The sequence below is a fragment of the Empedobacter sp. UBA7252 genome (assembly GCF_002472765.1).
Lineage (GTDB): Bacteria > Bacteroidota > Bacteroidia > Flavobacteriales > Weeksellaceae > Empedobacter > Empedobacter falsenii_B.
Genome location: NZ_DKSQ01000021.1, coordinates 23,972 through 50,871 on the forward strand (window position 1 = coordinate 23,972; position 26,900 = coordinate 50,871).

25 protein-coding genes and 1 pseudogene are annotated in these 26,900 nt (G+C 31.3%); 12 read left to right on the forward strand and 14 right to left on the reverse strand.

Annotation, left to right across the window (positions count from 1 at the left end):
- The first annotated feature begins 240 nt into the window (after positions 1-240).
- The 3 genes from B2X73_RS03770 to mnmA all read left to right on the forward strand — a co-directional run bounded on the left by B2X73_RS03770 (position 241) and on the right by mnmA (position 3,847).
- Positions 241-1,107 (forward strand): cupin-like domain-containing protein, encoded by an 867-nt coding sequence (locus B2X73_RS03770; RefSeq protein ID WP_291046982.1) that lies wholly within the window; start codon positions 241-243, stop codon positions 1,105-1,107.
- A gap of 165 nt (positions 1,108-1,272) precedes the next feature.
- A complete protein-coding gene (locus B2X73_RS03775) occupies positions 1,273-2,589 on the forward strand; it encodes a Na+/H+ antiporter NhaC family protein (RefSeq protein WP_291095762.1) in 1,317 nt (438 codons plus the stop codon).
- A 64-nt stretch (positions 2,590-2,653) separates the two neighbouring features.
- Positions 2,654-3,847 carry a tRNA 2-thiouridine(34) synthase MnmA gene (gene mnmA, locus B2X73_RS03780; protein WP_291095764.1) on the forward strand — a complete coding sequence of 398 codons (1,194 nt, stop codon included), beginning with the start codon at positions 2,654-2,656 and terminating at the stop codon, positions 3,845-3,847.
- Positions 3,848-3,917: 70 nt separating this feature from the next.
- On the opposite strand, the gene B2X73_RS03785 is transcribed toward mnmA, so the two are convergent.
- The gene (locus B2X73_RS03785; RefSeq protein ID WP_286495388.1) at positions 3,918-4,688 is read right to left on the reverse strand and encodes a CDGSH iron-sulfur domain-containing protein; all 771 of its coding nucleotides are present in this window, start codon (positions 4,686-4,688) and stop codon (positions 3,918-3,920) included.
- Positions 4,689-4,849: 161 nt separating this feature from the next.
- Here B2X73_RS03785 and B2X73_RS03790 point away from each other — a divergent pair, with 161 nt between their 5' ends.
- A complete protein-coding gene (locus tag B2X73_RS03790) occupies positions 4,850-5,329 on the forward strand; it encodes a GNAT family N-acetyltransferase (protein WP_286495389.1) in 480 nt (159 codons plus the stop codon).
- A gap of 3 nt (positions 5,330-5,332) precedes the next feature.
- Here the strand turns inward: B2X73_RS03790 and B2X73_RS03795 are convergent, their stop codons facing one another.
- Positions 5,333-6,055 (reverse strand): YqjF family protein, encoded by a 723-nt coding sequence (locus B2X73_RS03795; protein ID WP_291095766.1) that lies wholly within the window; start codon positions 6,053-6,055, stop codon positions 5,333-5,335.
- A gap of 90 nt (positions 6,056-6,145) precedes the next feature.
- Between B2X73_RS03795 and B2X73_RS03800 the strand changes: the two genes are divergently transcribed.
- Together B2X73_RS03800 and B2X73_RS03805 are read left to right on the forward strand one after the other, a co-directional pair.
- Positions 6,146-6,352, forward strand: a complete 207-nt coding sequence (locus B2X73_RS03800) for a hypothetical protein (protein ID WP_291095768.1) — start codon at positions 6,146-6,148, stop codon at positions 6,350-6,352.
- Between the two features lie 3 nt (positions 6,353-6,355).
- On the forward strand, positions 6,356-7,180 hold the full coding sequence (locus B2X73_RS03805; protein ID WP_291095770.1) for an alpha/beta hydrolase: 825 nt from the start codon (positions 6,356-6,358) through the stop codon (positions 7,178-7,180).
- Between the two features lie 43 nt (positions 7,181-7,223).
- Here B2X73_RS03805 and B2X73_RS03810 read toward each other — a convergent pair whose 3' ends face one another.
- Positions 7,224-7,715 (reverse strand): metallophosphoesterase family protein, encoded by a 492-nt coding sequence (locus B2X73_RS03810; protein ID WP_115001978.1) that lies wholly within the window; start codon positions 7,713-7,715, stop codon positions 7,224-7,226.
- Between the two features lie 34 nt (positions 7,716-7,749).
- Between B2X73_RS03810 and truA the strand changes: the two genes are divergently transcribed.
- From truA to B2X73_RS03830, 4 genes are all read left to right on the forward strand, one after another.
- A complete protein-coding gene (gene truA / locus B2X73_RS03815; RefSeq protein WP_115001980.1) occupies positions 7,750-8,505 on the forward strand; it encodes a tRNA pseudouridine(38-40) synthase TruA in 756 nt (251 codons plus the stop codon).
- Positions 8,492-10,252: an ABC transporter ATP-binding protein gene (locus tag B2X73_RS03820; RefSeq protein ID WP_286502339.1), complete on the forward strand. Its 1,761-nt coding sequence runs from the start codon at positions 8,492-8,494 to the stop codon at positions 10,250-10,252. Before truA ends, B2X73_RS03820 begins: the two co-directional genes overlap by 14 nt.
- A 77-nt stretch (positions 10,253-10,329) precedes the next feature.
- Positions 10,330-10,746: a hypothetical protein gene (locus B2X73_RS03825; protein WP_180906020.1), complete on the forward strand. Its 417-nt coding sequence runs from the start codon at positions 10,330-10,332 to the stop codon at positions 10,744-10,746.
- 135 nt (positions 10,747-10,881) lie between these two features.
- A complete protein-coding gene (locus B2X73_RS03830) occupies positions 10,882-11,832 on the forward strand; it encodes a LysR substrate-binding domain-containing protein (protein WP_038333906.1) in 951 nt (316 codons plus the stop codon).
- Positions 11,833-11,888: 56 nt separating this feature from the next.
- Here the strand turns inward: B2X73_RS03830 and B2X73_RS03835 are convergent, their stop codons facing one another.
- Positions 11,889-13,007, reverse strand: coding sequence for a calcium:proton antiporter (locus B2X73_RS03835; RefSeq protein ID WP_291095774.1), 1,119 nt, complete (start codon positions 13,005-13,007; stop codon positions 11,889-11,891).
- A gap of 196 nt (positions 13,008-13,203) precedes the next feature.
- Here B2X73_RS03835 and B2X73_RS03840 point away from each other — a divergent pair, with 196 nt between their 5' ends.
- Positions 13,204-13,515 (forward strand): DUF3817 domain-containing protein, encoded by a 312-nt coding sequence (locus B2X73_RS03840; protein ID WP_188319693.1) that lies wholly within the window; start codon positions 13,204-13,206, stop codon positions 13,513-13,515.
- Between the two features lie 594 nt (positions 13,516-14,109).
- Complete coding sequence (gene fabV / locus B2X73_RS03845) at positions 14,110-15,312, forward strand: enoyl-ACP reductase FabV (protein ID WP_286495398.1); 1,203 nt, start codon at positions 14,110-14,112, stop codon at positions 15,310-15,312.
- Positions 15,313-15,511: 199 nt separating this feature from the next.
- On the opposite strand, the gene B2X73_RS03850 is transcribed toward fabV, so the two are convergent.
- From B2X73_RS03850 to B2X73_RS03895, 10 genes and pseudogenes are all read right to left on the reverse strand, one after another.
- Positions 15,512-16,213: a hypothetical protein gene (locus B2X73_RS03850; protein WP_291077408.1), complete on the reverse strand. Its 702-nt coding sequence runs from the start codon at positions 16,211-16,213 to the stop codon at positions 15,512-15,514.
- A gap of 184 nt (positions 16,214-16,397) precedes the next feature.
- Positions 16,398-19,742 carry a DEAD/DEAH box helicase family protein gene (locus tag B2X73_RS03855; RefSeq protein ID WP_291095775.1) on the reverse strand — a complete coding sequence of 1,115 codons (3,345 nt, stop codon included), beginning with the start codon at positions 19,740-19,742 and terminating at the stop codon, positions 16,398-16,400.
- A 6-nt stretch (positions 19,743-19,748) separates the two neighbouring features.
- A complete protein-coding gene (locus B2X73_RS03860; RefSeq protein WP_291078557.1) occupies positions 19,749-20,909 on the reverse strand; it encodes a Fic family protein in 1,161 nt (386 codons plus the stop codon).
- 173 nt (positions 20,910-21,082) lie between these two features.
- On the reverse strand, positions 21,083-22,117 hold the full coding sequence (locus B2X73_RS03865; RefSeq protein ID WP_291095777.1) for a restriction endonuclease subunit S: 1,035 nt from the start codon (positions 22,115-22,117) through the stop codon (positions 21,083-21,085).
- Positions 22,117-23,574: a type I restriction-modification system subunit M gene (locus B2X73_RS03870; RefSeq protein ID WP_291095780.1), complete on the reverse strand. Its 1,458-nt coding sequence runs from the start codon at positions 23,572-23,574 to the stop codon at positions 22,117-22,119. The genes B2X73_RS03865 and B2X73_RS03870 overlap by 1 nt, the downstream gene beginning before the upstream one ends.
- Positions 23,575-23,635: 61 nt before the next feature.
- Entirely contained in the window at positions 23,636-23,974 is a 339-nt protein-coding gene (locus B2X73_RS03875; RefSeq protein ID WP_121935438.1) for an HIRAN domain-containing protein, read from the reverse strand.
- Positions 23,975-24,036: 62 nt separating this feature from the next.
- Positions 24,037-25,023, reverse strand: a complete 987-nt coding sequence (locus B2X73_RS03880) for a helix-turn-helix transcriptional regulator (protein WP_291095782.1) — start codon at positions 25,021-25,023, stop codon at positions 24,037-24,039.
- Positions 25,024-25,170: 147 nt separating this feature from the next.
- Positions 25,171-25,797, reverse strand: a complete 627-nt coding sequence (locus tag B2X73_RS03885; RefSeq protein ID WP_286475131.1) for a hypothetical protein — start codon at positions 25,795-25,797, stop codon at positions 25,171-25,173.
- Positions 25,798-25,850: 53 nt separating this feature from the next.
- A complete protein-coding gene (locus tag B2X73_RS03890; protein WP_291095784.1) occupies positions 25,851-26,456 on the reverse strand; it encodes an ATPase in 606 nt (201 codons plus the stop codon).
- A 15-nt stretch (positions 26,457-26,471) separates the two neighbouring features.
- Positions 26,472-26,900, reverse strand: a pseudogene (locus B2X73_RS03895) (hypothetical protein); the annotation flags it as partial.

Below are 26,900 nucleotides of genomic sequence, written 5' to 3' on the forward strand. Positions count from 1 at the left end.
AAAATGGAAAAAAATAGATTTTTTGTGTTCAACGAATCGATTTTAAAAATTCAATGTAAAGATAATGAAAGAATTGATGTATTTTCTATCATCAGTTATAGTAAAGTTTAATGTATATTTAATAAATCGTCAAATCAAAAATAATTATTAAATCATATTTAAAAAAGATTGGTTTAATAATTGCATCGTTCAGATTTAACAAAAAAGTTAAGTAAATTTGCACTTTATTTTACATAAAAGATGAATTTTAATTTCACAGAAGTTGAAAGAGTAGAAAGTATTTCTGCAAAAGATTTTCAGAAATATTACGTTAAACCTCAAAAACCAGTTGTAGTAGAGCGAATTACAGAGGATTGGCCTGCGTACGAAAAGTGGAATTTTGAGTATATAAAACAAGTTGCAGGCAACAAGGTTGTCCCTTTATACAATAATGATCCGGTTGATTATACGAAGAAAGTAAATGAACCAATAGCAAAGATGAAAATGTCTGAATATGTAGATTTGTTGCAAAGTGAGCCGACAGATTTGCGTATATTTTTGTACAATTTGATGAGTCAAGTTCCGCAATTGCAACAAGATTATAAAATGCCAGATTTGGGTTTGAATCTTTTCAAATCGATGCCAATGTTATTTTTTGGAGGTGAAGGATCGAATGTTTTTATGCATTATGATATCGATTTAGCGAACATTTTACATTTTCATTTTGCAGGAAAAAAACGTTGTATTATTGTTCCGCCAAAGGATTCGAAATACATGTACAAAATTCCACATTCGGTAATTTGTCGAGAAGATATTGATTTTGATAATCCTGATTTTGATAAATGGCCAGCGTTGAAAAATATAAATCCGATGGTAGCAGACTTAAAACACGGAGAAATGCTTTATATGCCAGAAGGTTGGTGGCATTATATGAAATATTTGACGCCAGGTTTCTCGATGAGTTTGCGTTCGTTGGCACATAAACCAAAAAATTTGTCCGAAGCGATTTATAACATATTTTTGATGCGTACATACGATAATGTGATGCGAAAAATAAAAGGTAAAACTTGGATTGAAGAAAAAAATGAGCGCGCAATTACACAAACAAATAAATTAATTGCGAAATAAAAATACAGTTTTTAGAAAATTTTTCTAAATGAAGGAATATCTTTCGAAAGATGTTCCTTTTTTTATTCTACTGTCCTAAAAACTTATAAATCAATAAATATTTGATTTTCATGTTTTAAAATTTCGATAGATATTTGCAGAATATTTTTCTGAATTTTTAGTAATATGATCATAAAAAAAGGAAATTTTTGGGCTTTATTGCCTTTAATCATTTTCATACTTGTCTATTTTTCGGCATCTATTTATCTAAACGATTTTTACTCCGTTCCAGCATTGGTTGTTTTCATGTTGGCGCTCGTAATTGCATTTGTTCAATTCCCTAAGGTTTCATTTCATACGAAAGCCGAGGCTTTTTGTAAGAATGCGGGTGAAGAAACAATTATGTTGATGATTTTAATTTTTCTTCTCGCTGGAGCGTTTGGAAGTTTAGGATCTACAATTGGTGCTGTAGAATCAACAGTTAATTTATTCTTGAATTACCTTCCAGCTTCCTTTATTGTAGCAGGATTCTTTTTGTTGTCTTGTTTTATTGCGACGGCTTTGGGCACATCGGTTGGAACAATTGTAACCGTTGCGCCGATTGCAGTACAAATGGATAAAATGATTCCAGGTTCTATGCCAATTTTGTTAGGAGCAGTGGTTGGTGGAGCAATGTTTGGCGATAATTTATCGTTTATTTCTGATACAACAATTGCTGCAACACGCACGCAAGAAGTTAGTATGAAATCTAAATTTAAAACTAATTTTCGAATAGTAGTTCCAGCAGCTATTGTTTCGACGATTATATATTTTTCACTTTCTCAACATTTTGACACAACCAATTTCCAAGGAAAACAGTTAGATTTTGACTTGATTTTAATCTTACCTTATCTATTAGTTTTTGGACTTGCAATGTCTGGAATTAATGTGATTTGGGCTTTAATTGTAGGAATTCTTTCGTTTTTTGGAATTGGTTTGTTCTATTCAGGTGTACCTTTACTAGACTTAGTTTCTTCTATTAATGAAGGTTTTAAAGGAATGTTTGAGTTGAGTATTATTTGTTTAATTATTGGTGGAATTGTTGGAATTATTCGTCTAAATGGTGGATTAGATTTTATCATTTATCATCTAACCAAAAATATTAAAACAAAACGTCAGGCTGAGATGAGTATTGCGTCGCTTACAGCTTTGGCGAATACTTGTTTGGCAAATAACACGATTACAATTTTGATTTGTGGTAAAATTGCAAAAGATATTTCTGATCATCATGATTTAGAGGGAAAACGTGTGGCAAGTATTTTGGATACGGTTTCATGTTTTGTACAAGGAATCTTACCTTATGGTGCACAAGTTTTGGCTGCTGTTGCTGCTGCAAATACAATTTCAAGTAGAACAAAGGTTTCTTCGGTTGATGTTTTATCAAACTTATATTATCCATTTTTAACTGGAATTTGTACCCTTATTTTTATCCTATTTTTTCAGTCAAACTCATTCAAAAAATAGATTGATGTTGGATCGTCATTCGTCGAATATTATTTTATAACTTTGTAGACTGAAATTTTTTAAGATGAAAAGAGTTGTCGTAGGACTTTCTGGAGGAGTAGATTCAAGTGTTACAGCCTATTTGCTAAAAGAGCAAGGCTATGATGTGATCGGATTATTTATGCGTAATTGGAACGATGCATCGGTAACGTTGGAAGATGAATGCCCATGGATAGAAGATAGTGCAGACGCTTTGTTGGTAGCTAAAAAATTAGATATTCCTTTTCAGGTAATTGATATGTCTGATTCGTACAAAGAACGTATTGTAGATTATATGTTCAATGAATACGAGCAAGGAAGAACACCAAATCCTGATGTGTTGTGTAACCGAGAAATTAAGTTCGATTTGTTTTTGAAAACAGCTTTAGAACTTGGAGCAGATTACGTTGCAACAGGACATTATGCACGAAAAACTTCTACAATTGATGAAAATGGAAAAGAGATTTTTCAATTGTTAAAAGGTTATGATAACAATAAAGATCAATCGTATTTCTTGTGTCAATTGTCGCAAGATCAATTAAGCAAAGCATTATTCCCAATTGGAGATATAGAAAAACCAGAAGTAAGAAGAATTGCGCAAGAGCAAGGCTTGGTTACAGCGAATAAGAAAGATTCGCAAGGTTTATGTTTTATTGGAAAAGTTAGTTTACCCGAATTTTTGCAACAACAATTAAAACCAAAAGAAGGTGTAATTGTAGAAATAGCCAAAGATTGGAACGGATATAAAAGAGAAATTCCAACTTTTGCAAATAAATATGAAGCATTAGATTTCGAAGCAAAAGGTTTCTCATATAAACAAGAAGACGGAGAAATTGTAGGTAAACATCAAGGTGCACATTATTTCACTCGCGGTCAACGAAAAGGATTGGGAGTTGGAGGAAAAGTAGAACCTTTGTTTATTATTGATACAGATGTAGAGACAAATGTTGTTTACACAGGTCAAGGTGCTGATCATCCTGGTTTGTTGAAGAAAGCATTGTTTATAAAAGAGGAAGAAGTACATTGGGTTCGCGAAGATTTAACTTTAAAAGCGAACGAAACAATGGAAGTGATGGCGCGTATTCGTTACCGTCAACCTTTGCAAAAAGCAATCTTACACAAAGCTGAAAACGGAATGTATGTTGAATTTGAAAAACCTCAATCAGCAATTACAGAAGGTCAATTCTGTGCTTGGTATGTTGAAGATGAACTTTTAGGTTCTGGTGTAATTAATAATTAAAAAATATAAACATCATTATTATATTGAACGCTCAAGATTTTCTTGAGCGTTTTATGTTAATATCATTTTATTAAAAAACTTTCCCGTCTGCTTTTGGTTGCTTTGGTAATCCATCTTGAAATCTCATAGAAGCATGTGTTCCATCACAAAAAGGCTTATTAGAAGATTGTCCACAACGGCAAATTGTTTGTCGATTTCGCACTTCGTAATATTCGCCATTCGCACTTTTTAGCGGAATTCCTCCCCATAATGCATAAGGACCACTCAAATCATTCGCAACATCTTCAATAATTCCAACAGAAGCTGAGGTGTTATCATCTTCAATTGGTTGATTATTTTCATCCCAAACAATCAACCGTCCAGAAGGACAATGATGTGCCATTTCAACACTCAAATCAACAGAGTTTTGTGTAGAATCTTCAACTTGGTTCCAAATACGTTTTCCATTGTCACAAAATCGAGCAAAAGCACATAATTTTTCGTCATCAGTGAGCGAAACAACAGGTCCTTCTATAACTTCTGCAGTTAATAATTCGGGATTGAAAGTTGCTTTTTCAGTTAAATCCACACCATTTTCTGTTGCTTTTTTATGCGAACCATCACAATAAGGTTTGTGCTGGGATAATCCACAACGACAAATATAAGTTGCATCTTTTGCTTCAAATTCTTCTCCTTCTTGGTAATTGATAGAAATTCCTTGCTGATTTGGAACGATAAATTGCTGAACAATTTTAGGTTTTCCGTGCAAGATATAAGGTCCATTTTCTGTGACTTCTACATAGATACCATCTGTATTTTGAGTTGTCCCGATTTGAATATTTAACTTATTTTGATTATCCATAATTGTAGATTTTAGATTGAAATTATCTACAATTTAAAAAGTATTTTAGTTAGAATGATTTTAAATTTTTATTGATAATTCGTTAAAATTTAATAGATAAACCTTGTTGTTTTTACATAAGATTTAGAATGTTTTGATTAATTTTAATTAAAATAATTAGCATGTCGACAATTCAACTCAAACATACAGAAACCAAACATCACGATGCTTTGTTATACAATTTGCCAGAAGACCAAATTCCTTTTACAGCCTTGCCTATCGAGACTTTTGAGCGTTTGAAATTACGCACAGATGGACATGCAAAACCAATTACAATTTTGTTAGATGAAGTGCCAATTGGTTTTTTTGTGTTAGATTATGGTGACGATAAATTGGAGATGACGAATAATACGAATTCGTTGTTGTTGCGTTCTTTATCGATAAATCCAGAATTTCAAGGAAAGGGTTACGGAAAAATTTCGATGAATTTGATGGATGATTTTGTAAAAGATAATTTTCCTACAATTGATGAATTGGTTTTAGCGGTTAATTTCAACAATAAATCAGCATATGATTTGTATCTAAAAGTCGGTTATATAGATGACGGTTCTCAACGTGAATGGTTCAATGGAATGCAACATTTGTTGAAGAAGAAAATTTAATTGTTAAACTCTTTCTTTCTCCCAAGCGACAACTTGCACACCTTCTGAATAATGCACTAAATCTGGTCTCGAATGGATATTTAAATCTTGAGGTTGGTAATCAATCGTTAAAAAATCTAATTCAAGTTGATTGATTTTCCATGGTAAATGTTGAATTTCATAACGAAACAATTGATTGTGATCTTCCAAATACAAACAATATCGTTCAGTCAAAAATAAATCCAATTCAGTTTTGTGTTTTACTTGCATTCCAACATGGAAATCCGTTAATAAAGAGAAATTTCGTTTGGGATGATTGGCTTGATAAGAATTTTCGGTTCTGTTGATATTTGATTTTTCGTATGGTAAACCTGATAATGATTTAGCTAAAATTGCAGAAAATAATTTTCCAGCTTCAATCGATAAAAAATAAACGCCAGGTTTTTCGTCTTTTGTCACATAGGTTCTCAAATTAATTTCGTCAAAATCAGAAATAGGAGAGAATGCAGGAAAAAAGCGAGGTCGAATTTTTTCCATTGTAAAGGCGACAAGAGAAACCCAAGCAGAATCATTTATTTCATCAATTTCTAAATCTTTTGGAACTAATTCTCTCAAAATTTCTTTGTCAATTCTGTAATGAAAAAATAAAGCTTTGTTCCATTCTTGATAATATTTCCATGATTTTGAAGGATATTTCCAAGCACGATGATTTGTTTCGTCTAAAATTTGTTTGATTGTATATTTCACTTAAAACCTTGTTAAACTTATGGTTGAAGGTACAAAATCTATTGCGAAATAAAGAAAATTGTAGTTACTTCGCATACCAATTTTTATCATATGAAAAACTTGTTTTATATCTTCGTGATTAGTTTTTTAACGTCATGTGCAGCAATACATAATGTGCCAACCTCTCAGAATCCAAATAATTTTATTCAACCAAATACAACAAGTTCTTTTGTGGATCAAAACGGAAATTTTTACCCAGATAATTGGTTGAAATCGTATGGTAAACCTCCTAAAAATGCAAGTCGTAGAGATTATTAATTAATGAAAATTGCGACTGAAAGCAATTTTCAAAATCAATTAACTTCTTATGAAAGTTTGCGTTTGAAAAATATCGAAAAAAGAGTTAAAAATAAGAAACGTGTCATCATTTTTGTGCATGGAATTGACAATGATTATATGTTTAGCTTGAAAAATTACAACAAAGCCAAAACTTATATGAATATTAATTCTTCGAATGATGAGGTAATTAATTTTTATTGGGATGGATTGGTGAACGAAAGTCTTTTTGGAGCAGCAAAAGTTTGGGTAAGTGCAACGACAAATAGCCAAATGGCGGGCGTTTTTGGACTTCGTAGAATTTTGAATGTCATTCATAACAAAGATGTTTATTTGATTTCGCATAGTCGTGGCGCATCGGTTGTTTTGAGTTCACTTGTGAATCCTTCGTTACGCGAAAGTGAAATAAAACGTGCTGAAAATGCGCATCATGTGGATTTTACGAATGCAGAAACTTTGTTAGAAAATAACAATAAAATTTATAGTATTATGTTGGCGCCTGCAATTGGAAAAATTGATTTTACGTTGGATAATAATCAATTAAAAACGTTTACACCTCAATTAAAACGTATGCATATCACGATAAATGACACGGATTATGTATTAGGGAAAGTAAAGATTGGATTTTTATCTCGAAGTTTGATTGCGACAGATTTTGGTTACAAAAAAGATTTGTTTGATGAACTTTCTAAAAATTATACATTTTTAGAAGAAACTGATTTTTCCGGACAAGATTCGCACGAATTTAGAGAATATATCACTAATCCGAAGTTTATTACAATTCTGAAAGAATTCAAGTTGGCGAAATAAAGCGAAATGCGAACTTCGAATCTCGAAATGCGAGATTCGAAAATCATTTCTTAAATTCAATCACTTCTAAATTCTCAATTCTTCCTTTATTTAATTCAAAACGTAACATCGTACGAACTTTCTGGAAACCGTGTTTACCAACTGCGCCAGGATTCATATGAATTAAACCCAATTGCTTATCAGGCATCACTTTTAGAATGTGTGAATGTCCACAAATAAATAATTTCGGAGGATTTTCTGTGATTTCTTTTCGAATTGCAGGATTATATTTTCCTGGATAACCACCAATATGCGTAATCCAAACATCAACACCTTCCAACGTAAATCTGTTGTTGAGCGGGAATTCTGCGCGCGCTTTATTATCATCAATATTTCCATAAACAGCACGCAAAGGTTTTATTTCAGCTAATTTATCGGTTACAGAAATATCGCCAATATCTCCAGCATGCCAAATTTCGTCTGCTTGTTGCGCATATTCCAAAATTCTATCGTCGATATAAGAATGCGTGTCCGAAAGTAAAAGAATTTTCTTCAAAAGGTTGTATTTTTGTTGCTCAAATTTACAACAATTGCGATATTTTTTAGAATTAGCATACAACGGGAAAAATTATTTTGGTTATCAAATTCAACCCAATCAAATTTCGGTTCAAGAAGTTATTGAAGATAGATTGTCTAAAATCTTAAGAAAGGAAATTTCGATTGTCGGTGCAGGGCGTACAGACTCTGGTGTTCATGCGAAAAAGATGTTTATTCATTTTGATTATGAAGATGAATTATCGGTTGATTTAATCAAAAAATTAAATTCTTTTTTACCAAAAGACATCGCTGCTTATCGTTTATTTTTGATGGATGATGAAGCGCATGCGCGTTTTGATGCGACTTCGCGTTCATATAATTATTTTATTTCACCTTTCAAAGATCCTTTTGCGTTTGATAGCGCTTGGATTTTTAACCGTGAATTGGATATTGAAAAAATGAATGAAGCAGCAAAATTGTTAATTAAGCAAGGAGATTTCGGAAGTTTTGCTAAATTACATACCGATGTGAAAACAAATATTTGCGATGTAAGAGAGGCGTTTTGGCGCAAAAATGAAAACGGACAATTGATTTTTCAAATCACTGCCGATCGTTTTTTGCGAAATATGGTGCGCGCAATTGTTGGAACATTGGTTGAGGTTGGATTAGGAAGAATTTCTATCCATGATTTTGAAGAAATTATTGAACAAAAACAACGTTCTTCGGCTGGAGCTTCTGCGCCAGCGCAAGGATTGTATTTGGTAGATGTTCAATATCCAAAAGAATTATTTAAAAATGAGTTCAAATAACGAGAATACATCGTTTGATTTTAATGGATTAAAACGTGTTTTACAAATCGGGGCGCAAAGCAAAGTGATGTTTTGGTCGGTGGTTTTTGTAGCGGTTTTTAGTGCGTGTTTTTCTGTTTATCGTCCGTATTTAACGGGAAATATCATCGATGATTATATTCAGACAAAAGATTTACCAGGGCTTCAAATGCAAATCGTGAAACTATCTTTGGTATTAGTTTTCGAAGGTATTTTATCCTTTTTTATGGTTTATTTAGCGAATGTTGTTGCACAGCGAGTTATCCGTTTGTTGCGCGTTCGTTTGTACAATCATTTGATCAAATTCAAGCTTGGGTATTTCGATAAAACGCCAAATGGAGTTTTGGTAACGCGTTCAGTTTCTGATATCGAAACGATTGCTGAGGTTTTCAATGATGGAATTTTAGTGATGTTAGGCGATGTATTGAAAATCGTTTTCATCGTTTTTGTGATGTATTGGATGAACTGGGTTTTGGCAACGGTTGTGATTGTGATTCTTCCGTTGATGATGATTATTACACGATTATTCCAAAAAGCATTGAAAAATGTTTACCAAGAAGAACGCACAATTGTGGCGAAATTGAATACGTTTGTGCAAGAACGATTAACTGGAATGAATATTATTCAGGTTTTTAATCGTCAGCAAGCAGAATATGATAAATTCGTTTCGATTAATAATGATTTAAAGAAAAACTATCTAAAAACAGTTTTCTATTTTTCATTAATGTTTCCTGTTGTCGATATTATTTCGGCTTTAGCAACGGGAAGTTTGATTTGGTTTGGAGGGCTTAGAACTGCTGTTTATGGAGATGTTTCTGTCGGTGATTTGATTGCTTTTACACAATATGTTACGTTGTTAACTGCGCCAATGCGTGCAATTGCAGAGCGTTTCAATACCATTCAGCGTGGTTTGGTAGGAGCAGATCGTGTGTTCAAAATTATTGATGATGATCAAACGTTGCCAGATAATGGAACAATAAAATTGGATCATGTGAAAGGTAAAATCGATTTTGAAAATGTGAAGTTTTCTTATGTTCCGAATAATTTGGTGTTGAAAGGAATTTCTTTTTCGACAAAACCAGGAGAAAAAATTGCAATTGTAGGAGCAACCGGAGCTGGAAAATCTACTATAATTAATTTATTGAGTCGTTTTTATGACATCGATTCTGGAACAATTAAAATAGATGATGTAAATATTCATGATATGGAATTGAAGAATTTACGTCAACACGTTGCAGTTGTTTTGCAGGATGTTTTCTTGTTTAATACAACGATTTATGACAATATTGTTTTAGGTAATAAAGATATTTCGTTGGAAGAAGTCCAAAATGCTGCGAAAATTATTGGAATTGATAATTTTATCATGTCACTACCAAAAGGTTATTACAGTGAGGTAAGCGAGCGTGGTTCGACACTTTCTGTAGGTCAGCGTCAATTGATTTCATTTTTGAGAGCATATATTTATAATCCAGAGATTTTGGTGTTGGACGAGGCAACGTCTTCTATTGATACAGAGTCGGAAGAATTGATACAAAAAGCGACTGATAAGCTAACGCAAGGCAGAACTTCTATTATTATTGCGCATCGTTTGGCGACGATTCAAAATGCAGATAAAATTATTGTGATGGATAATGGCATGATTGTTGAGCAAGGTACACATAGCGAATTGTTGACACAGAAAGGTTATTATGCCAATTTATATGAAGTCCAATTCTCGAAAGAAAATTAAAAATTTAACAGAAATAAATCGTTAGATTTGTTTAAATTGAACAATCAAAAATATTAACTTTAAAACTCTAATTAAAAATGAAAAAATTATTTTTAGCTGCTGCAGTATTAGGTGTAGTTTCTTTATCTTCTTGTAAATCTGAAAAAGAAAAAGTAGATGCAAAAGTAGAAAACACACAAGAAAATGTAGCGAATACAGTAGAAGACCAAGTAGAAGCTGGTAAAGAGACAATGGATAAAGTTGCTGATGTAGCAAAAGATTTACCAACTTTCTCTGATCCAAAAATTACTGAATTTGTTGGAAAATACAACAAATGGGCTGCTGACATGAAATTAGCTGCAACTGCTGGTGATGCAAATAAATTAGCTGAATTGACAAAACAATCAGTAGATTTTCAAAAAGAATTACAAGGTTTTACTCAAACTTTGAAACCAGAAGATGCTAAAAAATTACAAGATTGGACAGCTGAAATTCAGAAACAATTAAACAAATAATTAAATTTATATTTAATGATAAGCTCGAATTTATTCGAGCTTTTTTTATGGATTAAATTATGATTTATGATATAGATTGATAATATAATAATGTATATCTTTATCACAAAAATTTATAGATATCAATTTTTATATATGACATTAGTACAATTACAATATGTGCTGGCAGTGGCTGAGCATAAGAACTTTACAATTGCTGCTGATAAATCCTTTGTAACTCAACCGACATTGAGTATGCAGATTCAGAAATTGGAAAAAGAATTGAATATTGATATTTTCGATAGAACATCGCATCCAATCAAAATCACTCAAATTGGAGAGAAAATTGTTGCGCAAGCAAAAACAATTTTAATGGAAGCTAACCGAATGAAACACTTGGTAAACGAAGAAAAAGGTTTATTAGAAGGTGATTTCATTATTGGTGTTATTCCTACTGTTTTACCTTCTTTGGTACCTTTATTTTATAAAACATTTCAGAAAAATAATCCGAAATCAAATCTTATTATCAAAGAATTGCAAACGGATAAAATTATAAAAGGAATAAAAGATGGTTCGTTGGATTTTGGAATTGTGGTTTCGCCACTTTTCGAGGATCAAATTATCGAAAAACCGCTTTATTATGAGCCATTGGTAGCTTATGTACCAAACGGACATCGATTATCTGATAAAGATAAAATTAATGAAGATGATCTAAACACTTCTGATTTATTAATCTTGCAAGAAGGACATTGTTTCAGAAATAATGTGTTGGCTTTATGTGATACTTCTAATCTGAAAAATCGTCCGATTAAGTTAGATTCAGGAAGTTTTGAAGCCTTAGTTAAATTAGCAAATGATGGATATGGAATGACCTTGTTGCCTGCTTTGGTTGCAGATGATTTGCCACAAGAGTATAAGAAATTTGTTAAAAACTTTGAGTCGCCAGTTCCAACACGTGAAGTTTCGTTAATTTTTCATCAATCTCAATTAAGAGATTCTTTCGAGAAAGAATTAATCAATACAATTCAAAGTATTTTGAGAGGAAAAATATTCTTAGAAAAAGATCAAAAGTTAGATTCGAATATGGTTTCTTTACCAAAAAAATAATAAAAAACGACTCAAAATTAAATTTTGAGTCGTTTTTTTATGTCTTTAAATTTCCTTTAAGGAACTATTGTTGTAAATAAATACGTAGCAAAAAGTGTTAATAAAACAATTCCTTGCTGAATATTTGTTCGACCAGAATTTAATGATAAATAAACAGTGAATAAGGATAATACTAATAAGATAGATGATTTTGCATCTATTCCTAATGTTACTTCTAGTCCTGTAAAATAACATACGATTGCTACAGCAGGAATTGTTAATCCAATTGATGCTAAAGCAGAGCCTAAAGCCAAGTTAAGGCTTGTTTGTAAACGGTCTTGTTTTGCGGCTTTATATGCGGCTAAACCTTCTGGTAATAAGATAACTACGGCAATTATAATTCCCACCAATGATTTTGGAGCACCTAAATCCATCACAATTGTTTCGATGGTTGGCGATAATTTTTTTGATAATAAAACAACTGCACACAAAGCAACTAATAATAAAACTAAACTCGAGATTGTAGTCAATAAATTTGGTTTTTCGACATGTAATTCTGATGTCACATTATCTTTGCTAGTTTGCGGTAAGAAATAATCGCGATGACGAATGGTTTGGACAGAAATAAATCCGCCATATAAAATAAGAGAAATAATTGCGACAAAGATTAACTGGGAAGAAGAGAATTCACCTCCTTTTTCTGATGTCAAAAAATTTGGTAAAACCAAGGTCAATATAGATATTGCAACTAAAGTAATTAAAGCAGTTGAAACACCTTGTTTGATAAAGTTCTGTTCTCTATAACGAACTCCTCCAGCCAATAAACAGATTCCGATAATTCCGGTAAGAATAATCATTACAGCAGCAAAAACGGTATCTCTTGCCAAAACAGAAGGGAAGCCGGTAGATTCGGACATCATTAATGAAACAATTAGCGAAACTTCTATAACTGTAATAGCTAAAGCCAATATAATGGTTCCGAAAGGTTCTCCAACTTTATGCGCTACAACTTCTGCGTGATGTACAGCTGATAAAACAGCTGAAATTAAAATGATTCCTAAGACTCCAGAAAACCACATCTGATCTTTAAATCCTTCGGCTATTGTTAATGAAAAAATGGCAAGAATGGGACAGATAATTGTCCAGTAGGGTAAAGCTAAATTGAATTTTTTTGAAATAAAATTATCTACATGCATTAATTATAAGGTTTTGGATTTTTACAAATTTAATAAATAATATTGATAATTATTATGTGTAATTATCATGAATAGTAATAATTATAACGTTTAATAATCATAAATATTAATAGTTATTTCAATAATTGAGTAAAAATAAAATTTTTAACTAATGATTATCATACCTCTACTATCAATAAACGATTAAATTTGCAAAATGTTAAACGTATCTGACGAAAAGTTAAAAAAATGGTTTAGCACATCATGTGTGTGGGAAACGATAAGTTGTACGCTCTTATTTTTGGTCACAATGCCAATAAAATATCAATTCGGTTATGTTTTGCCAATGCCATTTGCTGGTTGTTTTCACGGTTTTTGGTTTACAGCTTATTTGATTTTACTTTTTAGAGTCAGAAGAATATATAAATGGGACGATGAAGATTTTATTATTTATGTGATGTACGCATTTATTCCGTTTGCAACTTTGGCGGTACATAAAGTAATAAAAGAGGATAAAAATAATAGATAAATAAAAAAAACGGTTTCTTTTTGAAACCGTTTTTTTATACTCATATATTTTACGCCATTTAGCTACAGTGTTTCGACTGATTTTAAACTTATCAGCAATAGATGTATTTTTTTGTTGAAGTTTTTAAAAGTTCTAAAACAGAATTCAAATCATAAGATTTAATTTTTTGGTAGGAGTTTTTTATCCAATTATGAATAGTGTTTTTAGGGATATTGTATTCATTAGAAATTTCTTTTTTTCTTCAGTGTATAAATTCTAAAAAAAATCATATTTCAACAACTTCGACCATTTTAATAAATCGTCTGTTTGTATACTTTTGCTTAACTATTGGGCATTAATTTCCTTTTCAGAATAAGTTTTGAAGAAGCCCTTGATACGGGATATATCAATTCCAAGTTCGTCGACTCTTTTTTTGATTAAAGAGCCCATGTGAATATCTTTCATAGGTTAGTAGGTTTTGAGTAATCGTAAATATAGGAAATTGAAATCAGTTTTCCTATTAATTATCTCAAAAATAGAATGATTTTATGTACAAAAAGATCGTTTCGTTATATAGAATTTATTTTATAAATTTATGCGACTAAATTAAGTATAATGATTATTCAACCAAGAACAAGAGGTTTTATTTGCATTACGACTCATCCTGAGGGAACTGCAAAAAATGTTCACAATCAAATTGAGTACGTAAAATCAAAAAATATTTCAGCCGAAGGACCAAAAAAAGTATTGGTAATTGGAGCTTCGACAGGTTTTGGTCTGTCATCTCGTATTACAGCTGCTTTCGGATATAATGCTGCAACAATAGGTGTTTTCTTTGAAAAACCTGCTGCGCCAAGAAAACCGGGGACTGCGGGTTGGTACAACACAGCTGCTTTTGAAAAAGAAGCACACGAAGCTGGTTTGTATGCAAAAAGTATTAATGGAGATGCTTTTTCTGATGAGATTAAACAACAAACGATTGATTTAATCAAACAAGATTTAGGTCAAGTAGATTTAGTAGTTTACAGTTTAGCTTCGCCTCGTCGTACACACCCAAAAACAGGTGTTGCGTATTCATCAGTTCTTAAACCAATTGGTGAACCATTTACAAATAAAACAGTAGATTTTCATACAGCAGAAGTTACAGATATTACAATTGATCCGATTGAATCTCAAGAAGAAATTGATAATACAATTGCTGTAATGGGAGGTGAGGATTGGAAATTTTGGATGGAAGATTTGAAAGCTGCTGGTGTTTTAGCTGAAGGAGTAAAAACTGTTGCTTATTCATACATAGGGCCAGAATTGACGCATAGAATCTACAAAGATGGATCGATTGGAATGGCTAAAAACGATTTAGAAAAAACGGTTCCTGTTATCAACGAATTATTAGCAGATTTAAATGGTGTTTCTTACGTTTCTGTAAACAAAGCTTTGGTAACACAGTCTAGTTCTGCGATTCCAGTTGTGCCATTATATATTTCGTTATTGTACAAAGTAATGAAAGCAAAAGGAATTCATGAAGGTACAATCGAGCAAATGCAACGTTTGTTTGCAGAGCGCTTGTATACTGCAAATGGAGAAGTTCCTTTGGATGAAAATGGACGTATTCGTATTGATGATTTGGAAATGCGTGAAGATGTACAAAAAGAAGTGGATGATTTGTGGAAAATTGTAACTTCTGAGAATATTAAAGAAATTTCTGATATCAAAGGTTATCATGATGAGTTCTTACAATTGTTTGGATTTAGTTTTGATGAAATCGATTATGATGCTGATACAAACGAATTGATTTCAGTTCCAAGTATTGCAGAATAAGAAGATCATTTCAATAATAAATACAAAACCTCGAAAATTATTTTCGAGGTTTTTTTGTGTCAATAAAATAACTCAAAAATAATTTTATTCTGTTTATCGTCTTACTTCTCGATACAAATTTCTTTAATGGGGAATGAAAATTATACGAGGGGATTAATAAAAAACCTCAACTAAGGAGTTAAGGTTTGGTAATTGTTTTTTATTGTTTAATAATAGGAGTTAACTCTTCTTTTAATTGATCAAATTCTTCTTTCGTCATCATTTCAATTTCCATTAATCCTTTAGCTTCTTTAAGTTTTTCGATAGCTTCTTCACGAGTCATTTTTCTATTCTTTAATAGTATTTCACCAGACTCTATTGCTAATTCTGAATCCATGACACTTAAATATTTATTAACACCAAATGCTCTTCCATTTATTTCACCTAGTACCATTACTACATATAAAGGTTTATTTTTACTCCCTCTGTGAAACGTTTTTATCTCTTTAACAATGACTTTCGTATTTTTAAAACTATTATCAGCCATACTAGGAGCATCACCATTCATTGCAGCCATTATATTACCAAAACCAGCAGGTCTTCCCATTTGTATAAATTCGTAAGTTTTTTTTGAAACACCTCTAGATTGTCCTATACCACCTCTTAATTGATTACCATAAGAACCAGCTACAGTTTTTGTTCTAATCTCTTCGGACGTAGGAGAACCTAAAATTAAAGTATCGCCAATACTTACAGTATTTTTACTACTGGTAATATATTGAGTAACTTCTGTACCATTTTTAACGGTATTAAAGTAGTTTATATCTTGTGTATTCTCATATGTTAATTGTTCGATTTTTTCTTGAGCATACAACATATTAATTGATAGTAGAACTACAGCTAATGATAGAATTTTTTTCATCGTTATTTGAATTTAGTTTTAAACGCTAATTAATTTCTATTGCAAGTTTACAGCTCATCAGTGCAGTCTATTTGCATAGATGTTTTTATTAAAAAATAAACCACATTTTTAAAATATTAGTTCATAAAAAAACCTCAACAGGTTTTCTGTTGAGGTTTATATTTAAAATATATGTTATCTAATTTTACGCAACACAATTATCATTTATTTCTCTGATCGTACCTGCTATCTTCGTTGATACTTCTTGACCAAATAGTTGAATCATTCCTCCTGAATACACATCAGAAAAAGGTGAATTAAATAACTGGTTTAAGTCCATCACTCCATTAACAGCAAAATAATCTATTATTAAATTCATAAATTGAATTTGTTGAGTATTTAAATTTGCAAAATTTACCATCTTAGAAAATGCATTTTGTGCTTCAACTTTATCTAATCCTACCACTGAACGTATAAATTCACCTAATGGCTTATCTCCATAGACCTCTTGGAATAATGACTTAGACCCTAGACTTCCTTTCTCAAATAAGAAGCTTTCTATATAGGTTAAGTCAGCAGGAGTTATCTTGATGTTCTTTTTAATTTTATCTATCGTTAAATCAAATTGATTCTCTTTGATATATCTTTCCACCTTTTCTTTGTAAGCTTCCTTATCAAAAGAATGTGCTTCATAGATTTCAGGTGATTCATTAACAGCGATTATATTATCCTCGAAGCTTGTAGTTACTATTTTCTTCGCTTCTTCTGTTAAAAACTTTATCAAATCTCTTAGTTCAACTCTTATATGTTCTAAACCTAATACACTCATATCACTCCAATAATCCTCTTGTGTAATATGATTTAAGGTATTCAACTTTGCTTTTACTTGAGGAACTGAAGTTTGCTTCTTTAATTTATTTGATATTCCTATGACTTTTTCTGTTAAATAAACTTGTCTTCTTTCTCCATTAAGATTAGCTGTCATAAAATCTAACATCATCAAATCAAAAGATAATGCAGAAGTATCTTGACTCTTTTCAAAGACTAAAGGTGCTAACTCATTTAATAACTCATAAGTATCAGCCTTAGACAGGTCATACCATTTTTCTTTTTCCTGGTATTTATCTAAAGTTCTTAGATAAGGTTTTACGACAAAGCTTAATCTCTTTTCATTGTTGATATTTACAACTTGTCGATGAACATAAGCTAATAATTCTTCGCCTAAAGCTTTTAATTCTTCATCTTCTTGAATTAATAAAACTTGTGCAAGATTCAGTCTGATTCTGAAAATTCTTTCAGCTAAAGACATTTGTTTTACAGGTTCTATTCCTTTTGGATTCTCTTCGAAGAATTCAAAATTTTGACAGAAATCTAAGATTAAGAAATCTTTTTTATGTTCATCAAAACCAAATAGATTTTCACATAAACGAGTTCCTCTACCAATCATTTGCCAGAATTTCACTCTACTTTTTACAGGTTTTAGAAACACTAAATTTACAATTTCAGGTACATCAATTCCTGTATCTAGCATATCTACTGAACAAGCTATTTGAGGATTTTTGTATTTAATCTTGAAATCATTTAATAAGTCGTGTCTGTATTCTACCGTATAATCGATTACTTTTAAGAATTGATCTCCATATTCAGGATAAGTAGCATTAAACCTTTGTCTTAAAAATTCTGCGTGTTTATTTTTCTTAGCAAAGATGATTGTCTTCCCTAATTTATTACCACCATCTACTTTTATTCCGTGCTCCATCAGATACTCTAAAATAGCATCAGCAGTATTGGTGTTATAAATCCATTGGTCTAAAGCTGTAGATTCTATTTCATCAGGAAATTCTCCTGTTATAGGGTCTGCAAATTCTTCTTCGTATTCTTTCTGTTCTTCGGGAGATAATTCACTATATTTAATTCCTTCTCTTTGAAATTTTGTCTGAACAGAAAAAGATTTGTAAGGTACTAAGTAACCATCTTTTATGGCTTTATCTAAATCATAATTGTAAGTAGGATTACCTACATTTAATCCAAATAATTCGTAGGTATTTCTTTCTGAAAAATCGACAGGAGTTGCAGTTAAACCAATCTTTAACCCATCAAAATAATTAAAAATTGCTTTGTATTTGTTGTAAATAGAACGGTGAATTTCATCAAAAATAATCACATCAAAATGTCCAACTCCATAAGTGCGAGTATCTCCTGTTTTATCTTCGTCTATTAAATTGATTAACGTTTGATAGGTAGAAAACACAATTCTACTTCCTACATCTTCTTTTTCTTCTCGTAAATCTACAGAAGGAAGATTAGGCAAATAATCGTTTAAGTTGTTCTTGGCTTGTGTAACTAAAGCTGTTCTATCTGCTAAAAATAAAATCTTCTTTGCCCAATTGGCTTTTGATAACACATCTACCAAAGAAGCAGAAGTTCTTGTTTTTCCTGTACCTGTTGCCATTACCAATAAAGCACCTCTGTGTCTGTCTTCAAATCTTTCGGCAACAGCTTTTATGGCTTCTATCTGATAATAACGATTGGTAATATCTTCATCAATAGGCATTTCATTTAGATTACGCTTATTGGTTCTTCTTTGAATGTTAAGTTGTAACTCATCTTTGGTATAATATCCTTGAACTTCTCTAATTGGGTAAAACCAATCGTAAAAAGAAATTTCGTACCCATTTGTTAAGAAGATATTTGGTAATTGACCAAAAGTTTTTTCTAAACATTTGGCATATAATTCGGCTTGATGTCTGCCTGAATTTATATCTCTTGATGTTCTTTTTGCTTCTACAACGGCTAAAGGCTTTCCGTTATCTCCCCAAAGGACATAATCTGCAAAACCTTCTTCTTTGTTGTTTGGCATACCTTCTACACGAAACTCTTTGACATTGGTTTGAGAGATATCCCAACCCATTTCCTCTAACATATAATCAATTAGAAGTTCTCTTGTTTTGGCTTCATTAGGATCGGCAGGTGGTAATATTTGTTGTTGCGTTTCTTTTCTGTTGGCTTCTAAAGCTTCTTGTTCCTCTTTTTGTTTTTTCTCAAGTTCTGTCTTTGCATTTAATTCTTCTTGCAGTTGTTGAATCATCTTTTTTTGCTCATTCACCTGAGAAGAAAAAGATTGTGGAATTAAATCTTCTTGAAAAAGAGGTTTGCTAACAACATCTCCACTATATAAGGTCATTAAATAATAACTAACCGAATGCAAAAGTTGCAAAACATGTAAAGCTTGGTCTTCTGTTATCTTGGTTTTACCTGTATTATGCACTGCTTTATTCCCTAATTGGCGAATAGCGTGCATCATAGACAACAGTTCTGGACTTTCTATAATTTCTATAAAGGCAGGTTCTTTCATCAAAGAATTGATGGAAGTGTCATAAGGCAAACGCAAAGTAGGCTCACTCTCGTAGATAAAGTTTACCCACGTTTCTAATGTTTTCCTCAAATATAAACCTGCAATGTCTAAATTCTCGTAGATGTATTTTTCTGCTTCTTTGGCAGATGAAATAACAAATTCGAATTCAGTAGGATAATTATAAAAATTACTCATGTTGTTTTAATTATCATTAACTGGTAAAAACCCCTCTATATCTAACAAATGTATAACTCCTCTTAGAAGGTGATTGTTTTGAAACATCAAAATATATCTTCTTGCACCTTCTTCTTCTGGTATCAGCATCTTTTTATCAACTAATTTTTTAATTTCTCTAGAAATTTGAGAAGTGTTTTTATTCGATAAAATATCTTTTAAATCATCGTTTTTGATGACTTGTAATTCTACCGTTTTTTTTAGAATTTTTGCTTCTACGTCTGTAACAAATTTTCTTTCTAAAGAATAATTAATTGCAGGAATAAGAATTTTAGATTTCAGGTAATTATAATCAGATAATTTATCTACTTTTTCTATTTCTTCTTTTAATCCTCTCAATACATATTCGCACCATTCTAAGATTCCTTCTTTTGTTCCTGTATCAGCTTTTGATAACATATCGTAGTATATGTTTCTGTTACTACAAAAAACGGCAGTTGGATTTATGATACGACCAGCATTTATGTTAAGTCCACTTTTTACAAGCATAGCATAAGTAAAAAGGCGTACTGTTCTTCCATTTCCGTTGCCAAAAGGATGTATCCAAACAAAACGATGATGCGCAATTGCTGCTTTTAACAAATCGTATTTGGTTGAATTTTCTGAATTGATAAACGAAAATAATTCTTCCATATAACTTTCTACCAAATAAGGTTCTGGTGGCAAATGGGTAGAATTATTAATTTTTAAAGAATGATTTCTATATGCTCCAGGTGTTAAATCGCCTTCACCATAAGGTGGAGGAGGTAAATTGTTAACAGCTATTTTATGCAATTCGCTAATCATTATTCTGTTGATAGGATATTCTTTTACCTTGTCTTCTATAAACTCCATTGCTTCATCAATGTTATCTATTTCTAATAATTTTGACGTTAGCGCTCTTGGAGAATCATCAATTTTGGTTTCTACATATTCAGCAATTGTTGTATTGTTTCCTTCAATCCTTGCAGATCCCATACTTTCTAACCAATGAAAAATACTTTTTAACTGAAAAAAAACAGCAGGATGTGTAGAACCACCAAGGTCTTTTTTACGTAAATGTTCTAACTCTATGATGAGGTCGGTAAGAGGCGAATCGAAATCTGGTTGAATTAGACTTAATTCGTAAGGACTAAACGTTGCTGACATGATAAAATTATTTGCACCAAATTAAACAATTATTTGCCAATAAAAAAATAATTATTTGCCAAACAACAACAACAAATGCTCTACTATCAAGAGTTTATATAAAAAAAAATCGTGCAATTTTTTGCACGATTAAAATAAAACATTTGCGTATTTACGTAATTTTATTTGCTTTTTTATGTGAAGCTAAAACTTTCTTGTAACAAGGCTTGGAATAAGTTTTCTGATGCTTCAGCTTGTTTCTTCACCAATTCTTTTTGCGCTTCTATATTCTTGATTTTTTCTGCAAATTGGTTTTGGAGTTCAACTTTAATATTAGGTATGAATTCTTTATGAACTATTTTTCTGTCTAAAGTAGGAACACCTGCCCCATGAGCAAATCTATCTATTCTTAGATTATTTAATAGATATTCTAAATAAGTAATGTTATTATCATAAATTTCATAACTATATAATGTAGTATTTAAAGGCCAACAATTTTGTTCAGTTCTATGAACTTTCCCTATTGTACCTGATCTACCTGTAACAATACAAGGCTTGTTAGTTTTTGAAATTGTATGATAATCTAAAATTCCATTTGAGCCATAAACAGGTATATTACCATTTTGATTTCTATCTTGAACTGGTAAGTCATATCCCCTTTTTAACTTTAAAACTTCTTCAAAATTTATTAAATCCCACCCTTTCTCATTATGTACAGGGTCACCAAACATCTCTATAAAAATAGATTGTGCTAGCTCATCATATTGCTTTAAAAGTTCTTGGTCTTTTTTGCGTAAAGCATCTGCTTTGTCTAACTTTTCTGCAATTGCTTTTTGAGTTGCTAATGGTGGAAGGGGGATTTGGATTTTTGAAAACTTAGAAATCCAATATCGTTGATGTTGTTCAGAATTTATTTTAATAGTTTGAATTAAATAAAATAAGAACTTAATATCAGCTATATTTTCATCACAACTTAAAATTTTCATTGCAGAAGATTTCACCTTAAATGGAAAATCTACATACTTTGTTGCAGTTGTAAAATCATCAAAAATAATTACAGGATAATTTTGATAAATATTCTCTTTTTCATTAGTATAACCTAAGATAAAAGATTTACCTGCTGTTAATACAGGAACATCATATTCATCGTTATAAATATCACTTTCTACTATATATCTTGTAGGCTGTTCGTAATTTAAAACTTCACCTAATTCTACAGTCTTAAACATTATTTTAGATTTAATAATTCTACCATTAAATCATTTCTTTCCTTATCCAATTGCTGTATAGAAGCTATAATATCCGCAGGTTTAGCATATACCTTTTGTTCGTAGATTACTTCTTTGTATTTGTTAATACTTAAATCATACGCATTCTTTGCAATTTCTTCTTTTGGTACACAAAAACTTTGTTCCGTTCTTGCTCTATCAACTTCGTTCTCTCTTGTATGGAATCTTGTAATAATATCTGGGATATCATTTTCCTTAACAGGTGCACGTTTATCATCTAAACTATACCCATCTGCTTTCATATCATAAAACCATACATTTTCTGTACCACCTGCATTGGTTTTTGTAAACACTAAGATGGCAGTAGAAACACCTGCATACGGTTTGAACACACCACTTGGCATAGAAATCACTGCTTCTAAGGCTTGGTTTTCTACAATTTCTTTTCTAATCTTTTTATGTGCAGTAGAAGAACCAAATAATACACCATCAGGAATAATTACAGCACAACGACCTCCAACTTTCAGTCCTTTTAGCATTAAACCAAGAAAAAGTAATTCTGTCTTCTTAGAATCGACTAACGCAATCACTTTTTCGTCTACAGCATCTTTATCTAAACTTCCTTTAAACGGAGGATTAGCTAAGATTAAAGAAACTTTTTCTTCAAAATCTGCATTAGCTTGTGATAAAGAATCTACATCTTTTAGTTGAGGGTTTTCAATCCCATGTAGAATTAAGTTCATTGCCCCAATTCTAATCATGGTTGGATCAAACTCCATTCCTGTAAACATTTCATTTAAGTAATGTTTTTGTACTTCAGGTTTTAGCAAATCCTCTTTATAATTTTCTTGTAGATATTCTGCAGCACCAACTAAAAATCCACAGCTTCCCGATGATGGGTCGCAAATGGTATCTTCAGGAGTAGGCTTCATCATTTCTACCATCATTTTGATGATATGTCTTGGTGTACGGAATTGTCCATTACTTCCTGCTGAAGCAATTTTGCCTAACATATACTCGTAGACATCACCTTTGGTATCTTTGTCATCCATATCCACTTTATCTAACATCTCAACCACTTGTGCTAATAAGCGAGCAGTAGGAATCATAAAGTTGGCATTCTTCATAAACTTAGAAAAGGCAGTACTTTTCCCTCCAAAGTTTTTCATAAAGTCGAAGACTCCATTCTCTTTTTGGAAAAGCTTATACATTTCTTCAGGAGAAACATTCTTAAAGTTACTCCATCTTAAATCTTGGTTTTCGTCTGTATATATGTAGTTTGATGTATTACCTGTAATAATAGCTTGTTGTTCGGCTCTATTCTGTAACTCATCTAATTGTTTGATAAAAAGTAAAAAAGTGATTTGCTCAATAACAGATAAAGGATTTGATAATCCTCCACTGTGAAAAGCTAACCAAACTTGGTCTATTTTAGACTGTAATTCTTGTGTGAACATGGTAAAAGTTTGAAGGGTAAAGATAGATAAAAATGCATAGTATATGAGTGTTTGCGACTGATTAGATATTTTCTGGATTATTATGTTTTAAATGCACAACCACACGAATTTGTTGTTCTGGATGCTCGGTCGGATCTATTTGTTGTATCGCTGCGTCAAAGATTTTATTATAGTTCATCGTAAGCAATTTATAAAAGACTCTATTTTCGGTACGTGGTACAAAACCTAATTTGTAATCTTTGTAATATATAGCTACGGCTCTGGCATCGAATTTATTTTCGGTTTCTAATTCTAACCTAAGTTCTGTTCCAACTTTTAGTTTTTTGAAACATAATGCAGCTTCGTAAAATGTAAGTCCTGCAATATGAAAGTTTGCTAAATGTTCTCTTTTTGTTTTCATGATTTGAATTTTTTTAAAAGATTATTTTGCAAACTAGTTTTGATCTATGCAGCTTAATTGCATTAATAGAAATCTTTTAATTTTTCTATTCTTGATTTTAAATTTTGAACTAATTCTATTGGTTCTATTACTTTCATATTTTCGCCATACGAAAGAATTAAAGATTCTAATTCGTAATTTAACTTAACTTTAATTTGTAATCTATTCTCTGCTATTTTTTGAGAACCATGAATCGGTTTTGATTTGATGTAGGGGATGATATGATCTGACAGCTCTATCCTAACAGAAACAAGTTTATTCTCTATATTATTTGTAACCCCAATGATATCCTCAAAATACTCATCAAAATCCACCTCTGTTGGAATGTAAGTTTCCTTATTAATTTCGATCCCTTGAATTCGATCTAATGCCAAATTTTGAAGGTATTGATCCTTATGGTTCCACCCAAATAAAAACCAACGTTTATTGAATTGTTTTAAGTGATAAGGTGAAATACAGAATTCTTGTTCATTTTCTGTTTTAAATGATTGATAAACTATTTTGATTGTTTGGTTGTTTTTGATGAAATTATATAAGGGTGTTAGATGTTCTAATCCTATCAAAAATTCGCTTTCCTCGAATGAAATTAATTTTTGATTGCCTTTGTTATCTTTCACTTCATTTAATTTAGCTTCAATATTTTCTATTGCATCAATCCCAGGAATCCCTTTCATACGAGAAAGTAATTCTAACGTATTTTCTAAGGCTAGTTGTTCTTCTTGGTTTAATGGTTTATTTTGAATTGTAAAATTAGGATCTTCATAACGGTAAAATTTTTTACGGCCGTCTTTTATTCCAATGATAGGTGCTTCATATCCTGCATCGCTTTCCATAAACTCCATATCATATAAAATTTGACGACGAGAAACAGATGTTTCTTCACCGTAATGATTAGACAAGACTTCATTACATTTTTCGATCAAATCGTTGATATAAAACTTACGGTATGGATTACTGAAACATTGGTCTAATGTTTTGTATCTGATTAATGCGTTTTTGTTGACAGCCATAAACGAATATGAATAGTTGTAAATTTAATAAAATAAAAATTGCTTCGAACGGCAAAGTAAAGATATAAGTGTGCAATAGAATTGCAGAGATTAGGAAAGTATTAAATAAAAAAACTCAACTGGGGAGTTGAAGATGATTAAAATAATTTATAAACTAGAAATTTCACCATCTTTTACGTATAAATAATCTAACCATCCTAATTTATATTTACCTGTTGGAGCTGGTTTATCATTAATAAAAACTTTATCACCTATAGTATATCCTATAGATAATTTCGTTTTTATATTTAACTGAATTCCATCTAACGTATTAATAGTATTTAAATAAAAATCTGGACGTACAATATTTTCATTCTTAAAGGATTTTTCACTAGTATTATTTTTAATGTATTTATAATCAATAAAATCATTAATTTGTTGAAGAGAATTAATAATTCCCTGAACTTTATTTTCATTAATGAATACTACATATTCATTTCTTCCATCTAATTTTAAAATAAACAGGTTTTCATCTAAAAATGAAGGTGTAAAAAGGTAGTTTATATTCTTAATTTCTAATGAAACCAAATCATTTGTTATATAATCCCAACTTGATTTTTGAATAATTCCATTTTCAGATATTAATAATTGATTATTTTCTCTAAAAATAAACGAGGATTTTTCGTCTGATTCATCTACTAATATCCATTTTTTATTTATAATCAAAGATTTATCATCTAACTCTTTAGAATATGAAGTTATTTTTGAAATGATATCTAAAATGAAAGTTTTCATAATACAAATACTTTACACGAATATAATAATTTATTGAAAAGATCATATTGTATTTAACTTCTCTTATCCTTCCTATCCGCAGGAACAGAAAGTACATTCATCATCTGACGAAGGCGAGAGCGTACACGTTCGGTGTAATACTTTTCGATTTCGGAAGCGGAGAGGTTGGTTGTGATGTGGGTTTTGATGTTGAGGTTCATGAAGAGGTCGTAGCGAGAAAGGATAATTTCTGCCATGACGTTGCATTCGTTCCCGAAATATTTGATGTTGTTTTCTGTACCTAGATCATCAAAGCAAATGTTTTTCATGGGGAAATCGAAAGGGATTCCTTTGCTGTATTTGTCGATGGTGTTGTACCCTTCTTTGATGAATTCAAATGATACATCTCTACACGTTGTGTAAAAGAACTTTTGTTCTTTGACCATGATGCGTTGCATTAATCTGAACCAAGTTGTTTTACCGATTCCGATAGGTCCAGTCAATAAAATTCCTTTGTCTAGGTCTATTGCTAACTCCTTGCATTTTTCTTCGTCGTTTAGGAAATAGGCTGCTAAACGGACAATATATGGGAAATCCTCTTTTTGAAAAGTGTAATTCGGGTGAATATGTTTACGTCCTTGTTGTTCCAGGTGAAATAATAGTTTTTGATAATTGATCATAGCATTACAATTTGGTTATAAAGGTTCGTCGTATCGTTTGTTGATGGATGTGTCTAATGGTTTTTGAGTTGTAAATTTTGAATGTGTAGTGTATTGGGAAGCATTAATCATCCAATTATTCGCAGCTGCTTTCAACATTTTTAATTTTTGTTCGTATTCCGTAAAGGAGCAGTTGAAATAGTAGTTGAATCCTTTTTGAATTTCATAGTAAGTAAATTCCGTATCTGCTGTAAAAGCATAAAGTGTTTGGTTTTTTTGCAGGCATTCTTTGTAAATTAATTTGAGTTTTTGAATGGGAATATGATAAAACTTTTTCCAATGGCCTTTTAATTCTTGGCTTTTGACTTGGATCGAAACACAGTAATAAGTAAATTCATTTTGTTTGTGTCGGTGGATAAAACCAGCGAGATGATGGTAACCGTCTGATAAACCTGAAATATCAAT

Coding starts and splice junctions, on each gene's coding strand:
- B2X73_RS03880 (WP_291095782.1), bottom strand. CDS start 25,023: ATGGCTGTCAACAAAAACGCATTAATCAGATACAAAACATTAGACCAA.
- B2X73_RS03835 (WP_291095774.1), bottom strand. CDS start 13,007: ATGCATGTAGATAATTTTATTTCAAAAAAATTCAATTTAGCTTTACCC.
- B2X73_RS03870 (WP_291095780.1), bottom strand. CDS start 23,574: ATGTTCACACAAGAATTACAGTCTAAAATAGACCAAGTTTGGTTAGCT.
- fabV (WP_286495398.1), top strand. CDS start 14,110: ATGATTATTCAACCAAGAACAAGAGGTTTTATTTGCATTACGACTCAT.
- B2X73_RS03830 (WP_038333906.1), top strand. CDS start 10,882: ATGACATTAGTACAATTACAATATGTGCTGGCAGTGGCTGAGCATAAG.
- B2X73_RS03885 (WP_286475131.1), bottom strand. CDS start 25,797: ATGAAAACTTTCATTTTAGATATCATTTCAAAAATAACTTCATATTCT.
- B2X73_RS03785 (WP_286495388.1), bottom strand. CDS start 4,688: ATGGATAATCAAAATAAGTTAAATATTCAAATCGGGACAACTCAAAAT.
- B2X73_RS03850 (WP_291077408.1), bottom strand. CDS start 16,213: ATGAAAAAAATTCTATCATTAGCTGTAGTTCTACTATCAATTAATATG.
- B2X73_RS03855 (WP_291095775.1), bottom strand. CDS start 19,742: ATGAGTAATTTTTATAATTATCCTACTGAATTCGAATTTGTTATTTCA.
- B2X73_RS03860 (WP_291078557.1), bottom strand. CDS start 20,909: ATGTCAGCAACGTTTAGTCCTTACGAATTAAGTCTAATTCAACCAGAT.
- B2X73_RS03790 (WP_286495389.1), top strand. CDS start 4,850: ATGTCGACAATTCAACTCAAACATACAGAAACCAAACATCACGATGCT.
- B2X73_RS03825 (WP_180906020.1), top strand. CDS start 10,330: ATGAAAAAATTATTTTTAGCTGCTGCAGTATTAGGTGTAGTTTCTTTA.
- B2X73_RS03820 (WP_286502339.1), top strand. CDS start 8,492: ATGAGTTCAAATAACGAGAATACATCGTTTGATTTTAATGGATTAAAA.
- B2X73_RS03770 (WP_291046982.1), top strand. CDS start 241: ATGAATTTTAATTTCACAGAAGTTGAAAGAGTAGAAAGTATTTCTGCA.
- B2X73_RS03800 (WP_291095768.1), top strand. CDS start 6,146: ATGAAAAACTTGTTTTATATCTTCGTGATTAGTTTTTTAACGTCATGT.
- B2X73_RS03840 (WP_188319693.1), top strand. CDS start 13,204: ATGTTAAACGTATCTGACGAAAAGTTAAAAAAATGGTTTAGCACATCA.
- B2X73_RS03805 (WP_291095770.1), top strand. CDS start 6,356: ATGAAAATTGCGACTGAAAGCAATTTTCAAAATCAATTAACTTCTTAT.
- B2X73_RS03890 (WP_291095784.1), bottom strand. CDS start 26,456: ATGATCAATTATCAAAAACTATTATTTCACCTGGAACAACAAGGACGT.
- B2X73_RS03865 (WP_291095777.1), bottom strand. CDS start 22,117: ATGTTTAAGACTGTAGAATTAGGTGAAGTTTTAAATTACGAACAGCCT.
- B2X73_RS03875 (WP_121935438.1), bottom strand. CDS start 23,974: ATGAAAACAAAAAGAGAACATTTAGCAAACTTTCATATTGCAGGACTT.
- B2X73_RS03775 (WP_291095762.1), top strand. CDS start 1,273: ATGATCATAAAAAAAGGAAATTTTTGGGCTTTATTGCCTTTAATCATT.
- mnmA (WP_291095764.1), top strand. CDS start 2,654: ATGAAAAGAGTTGTCGTAGGACTTTCTGGAGGAGTAGATTCAAGTGTT.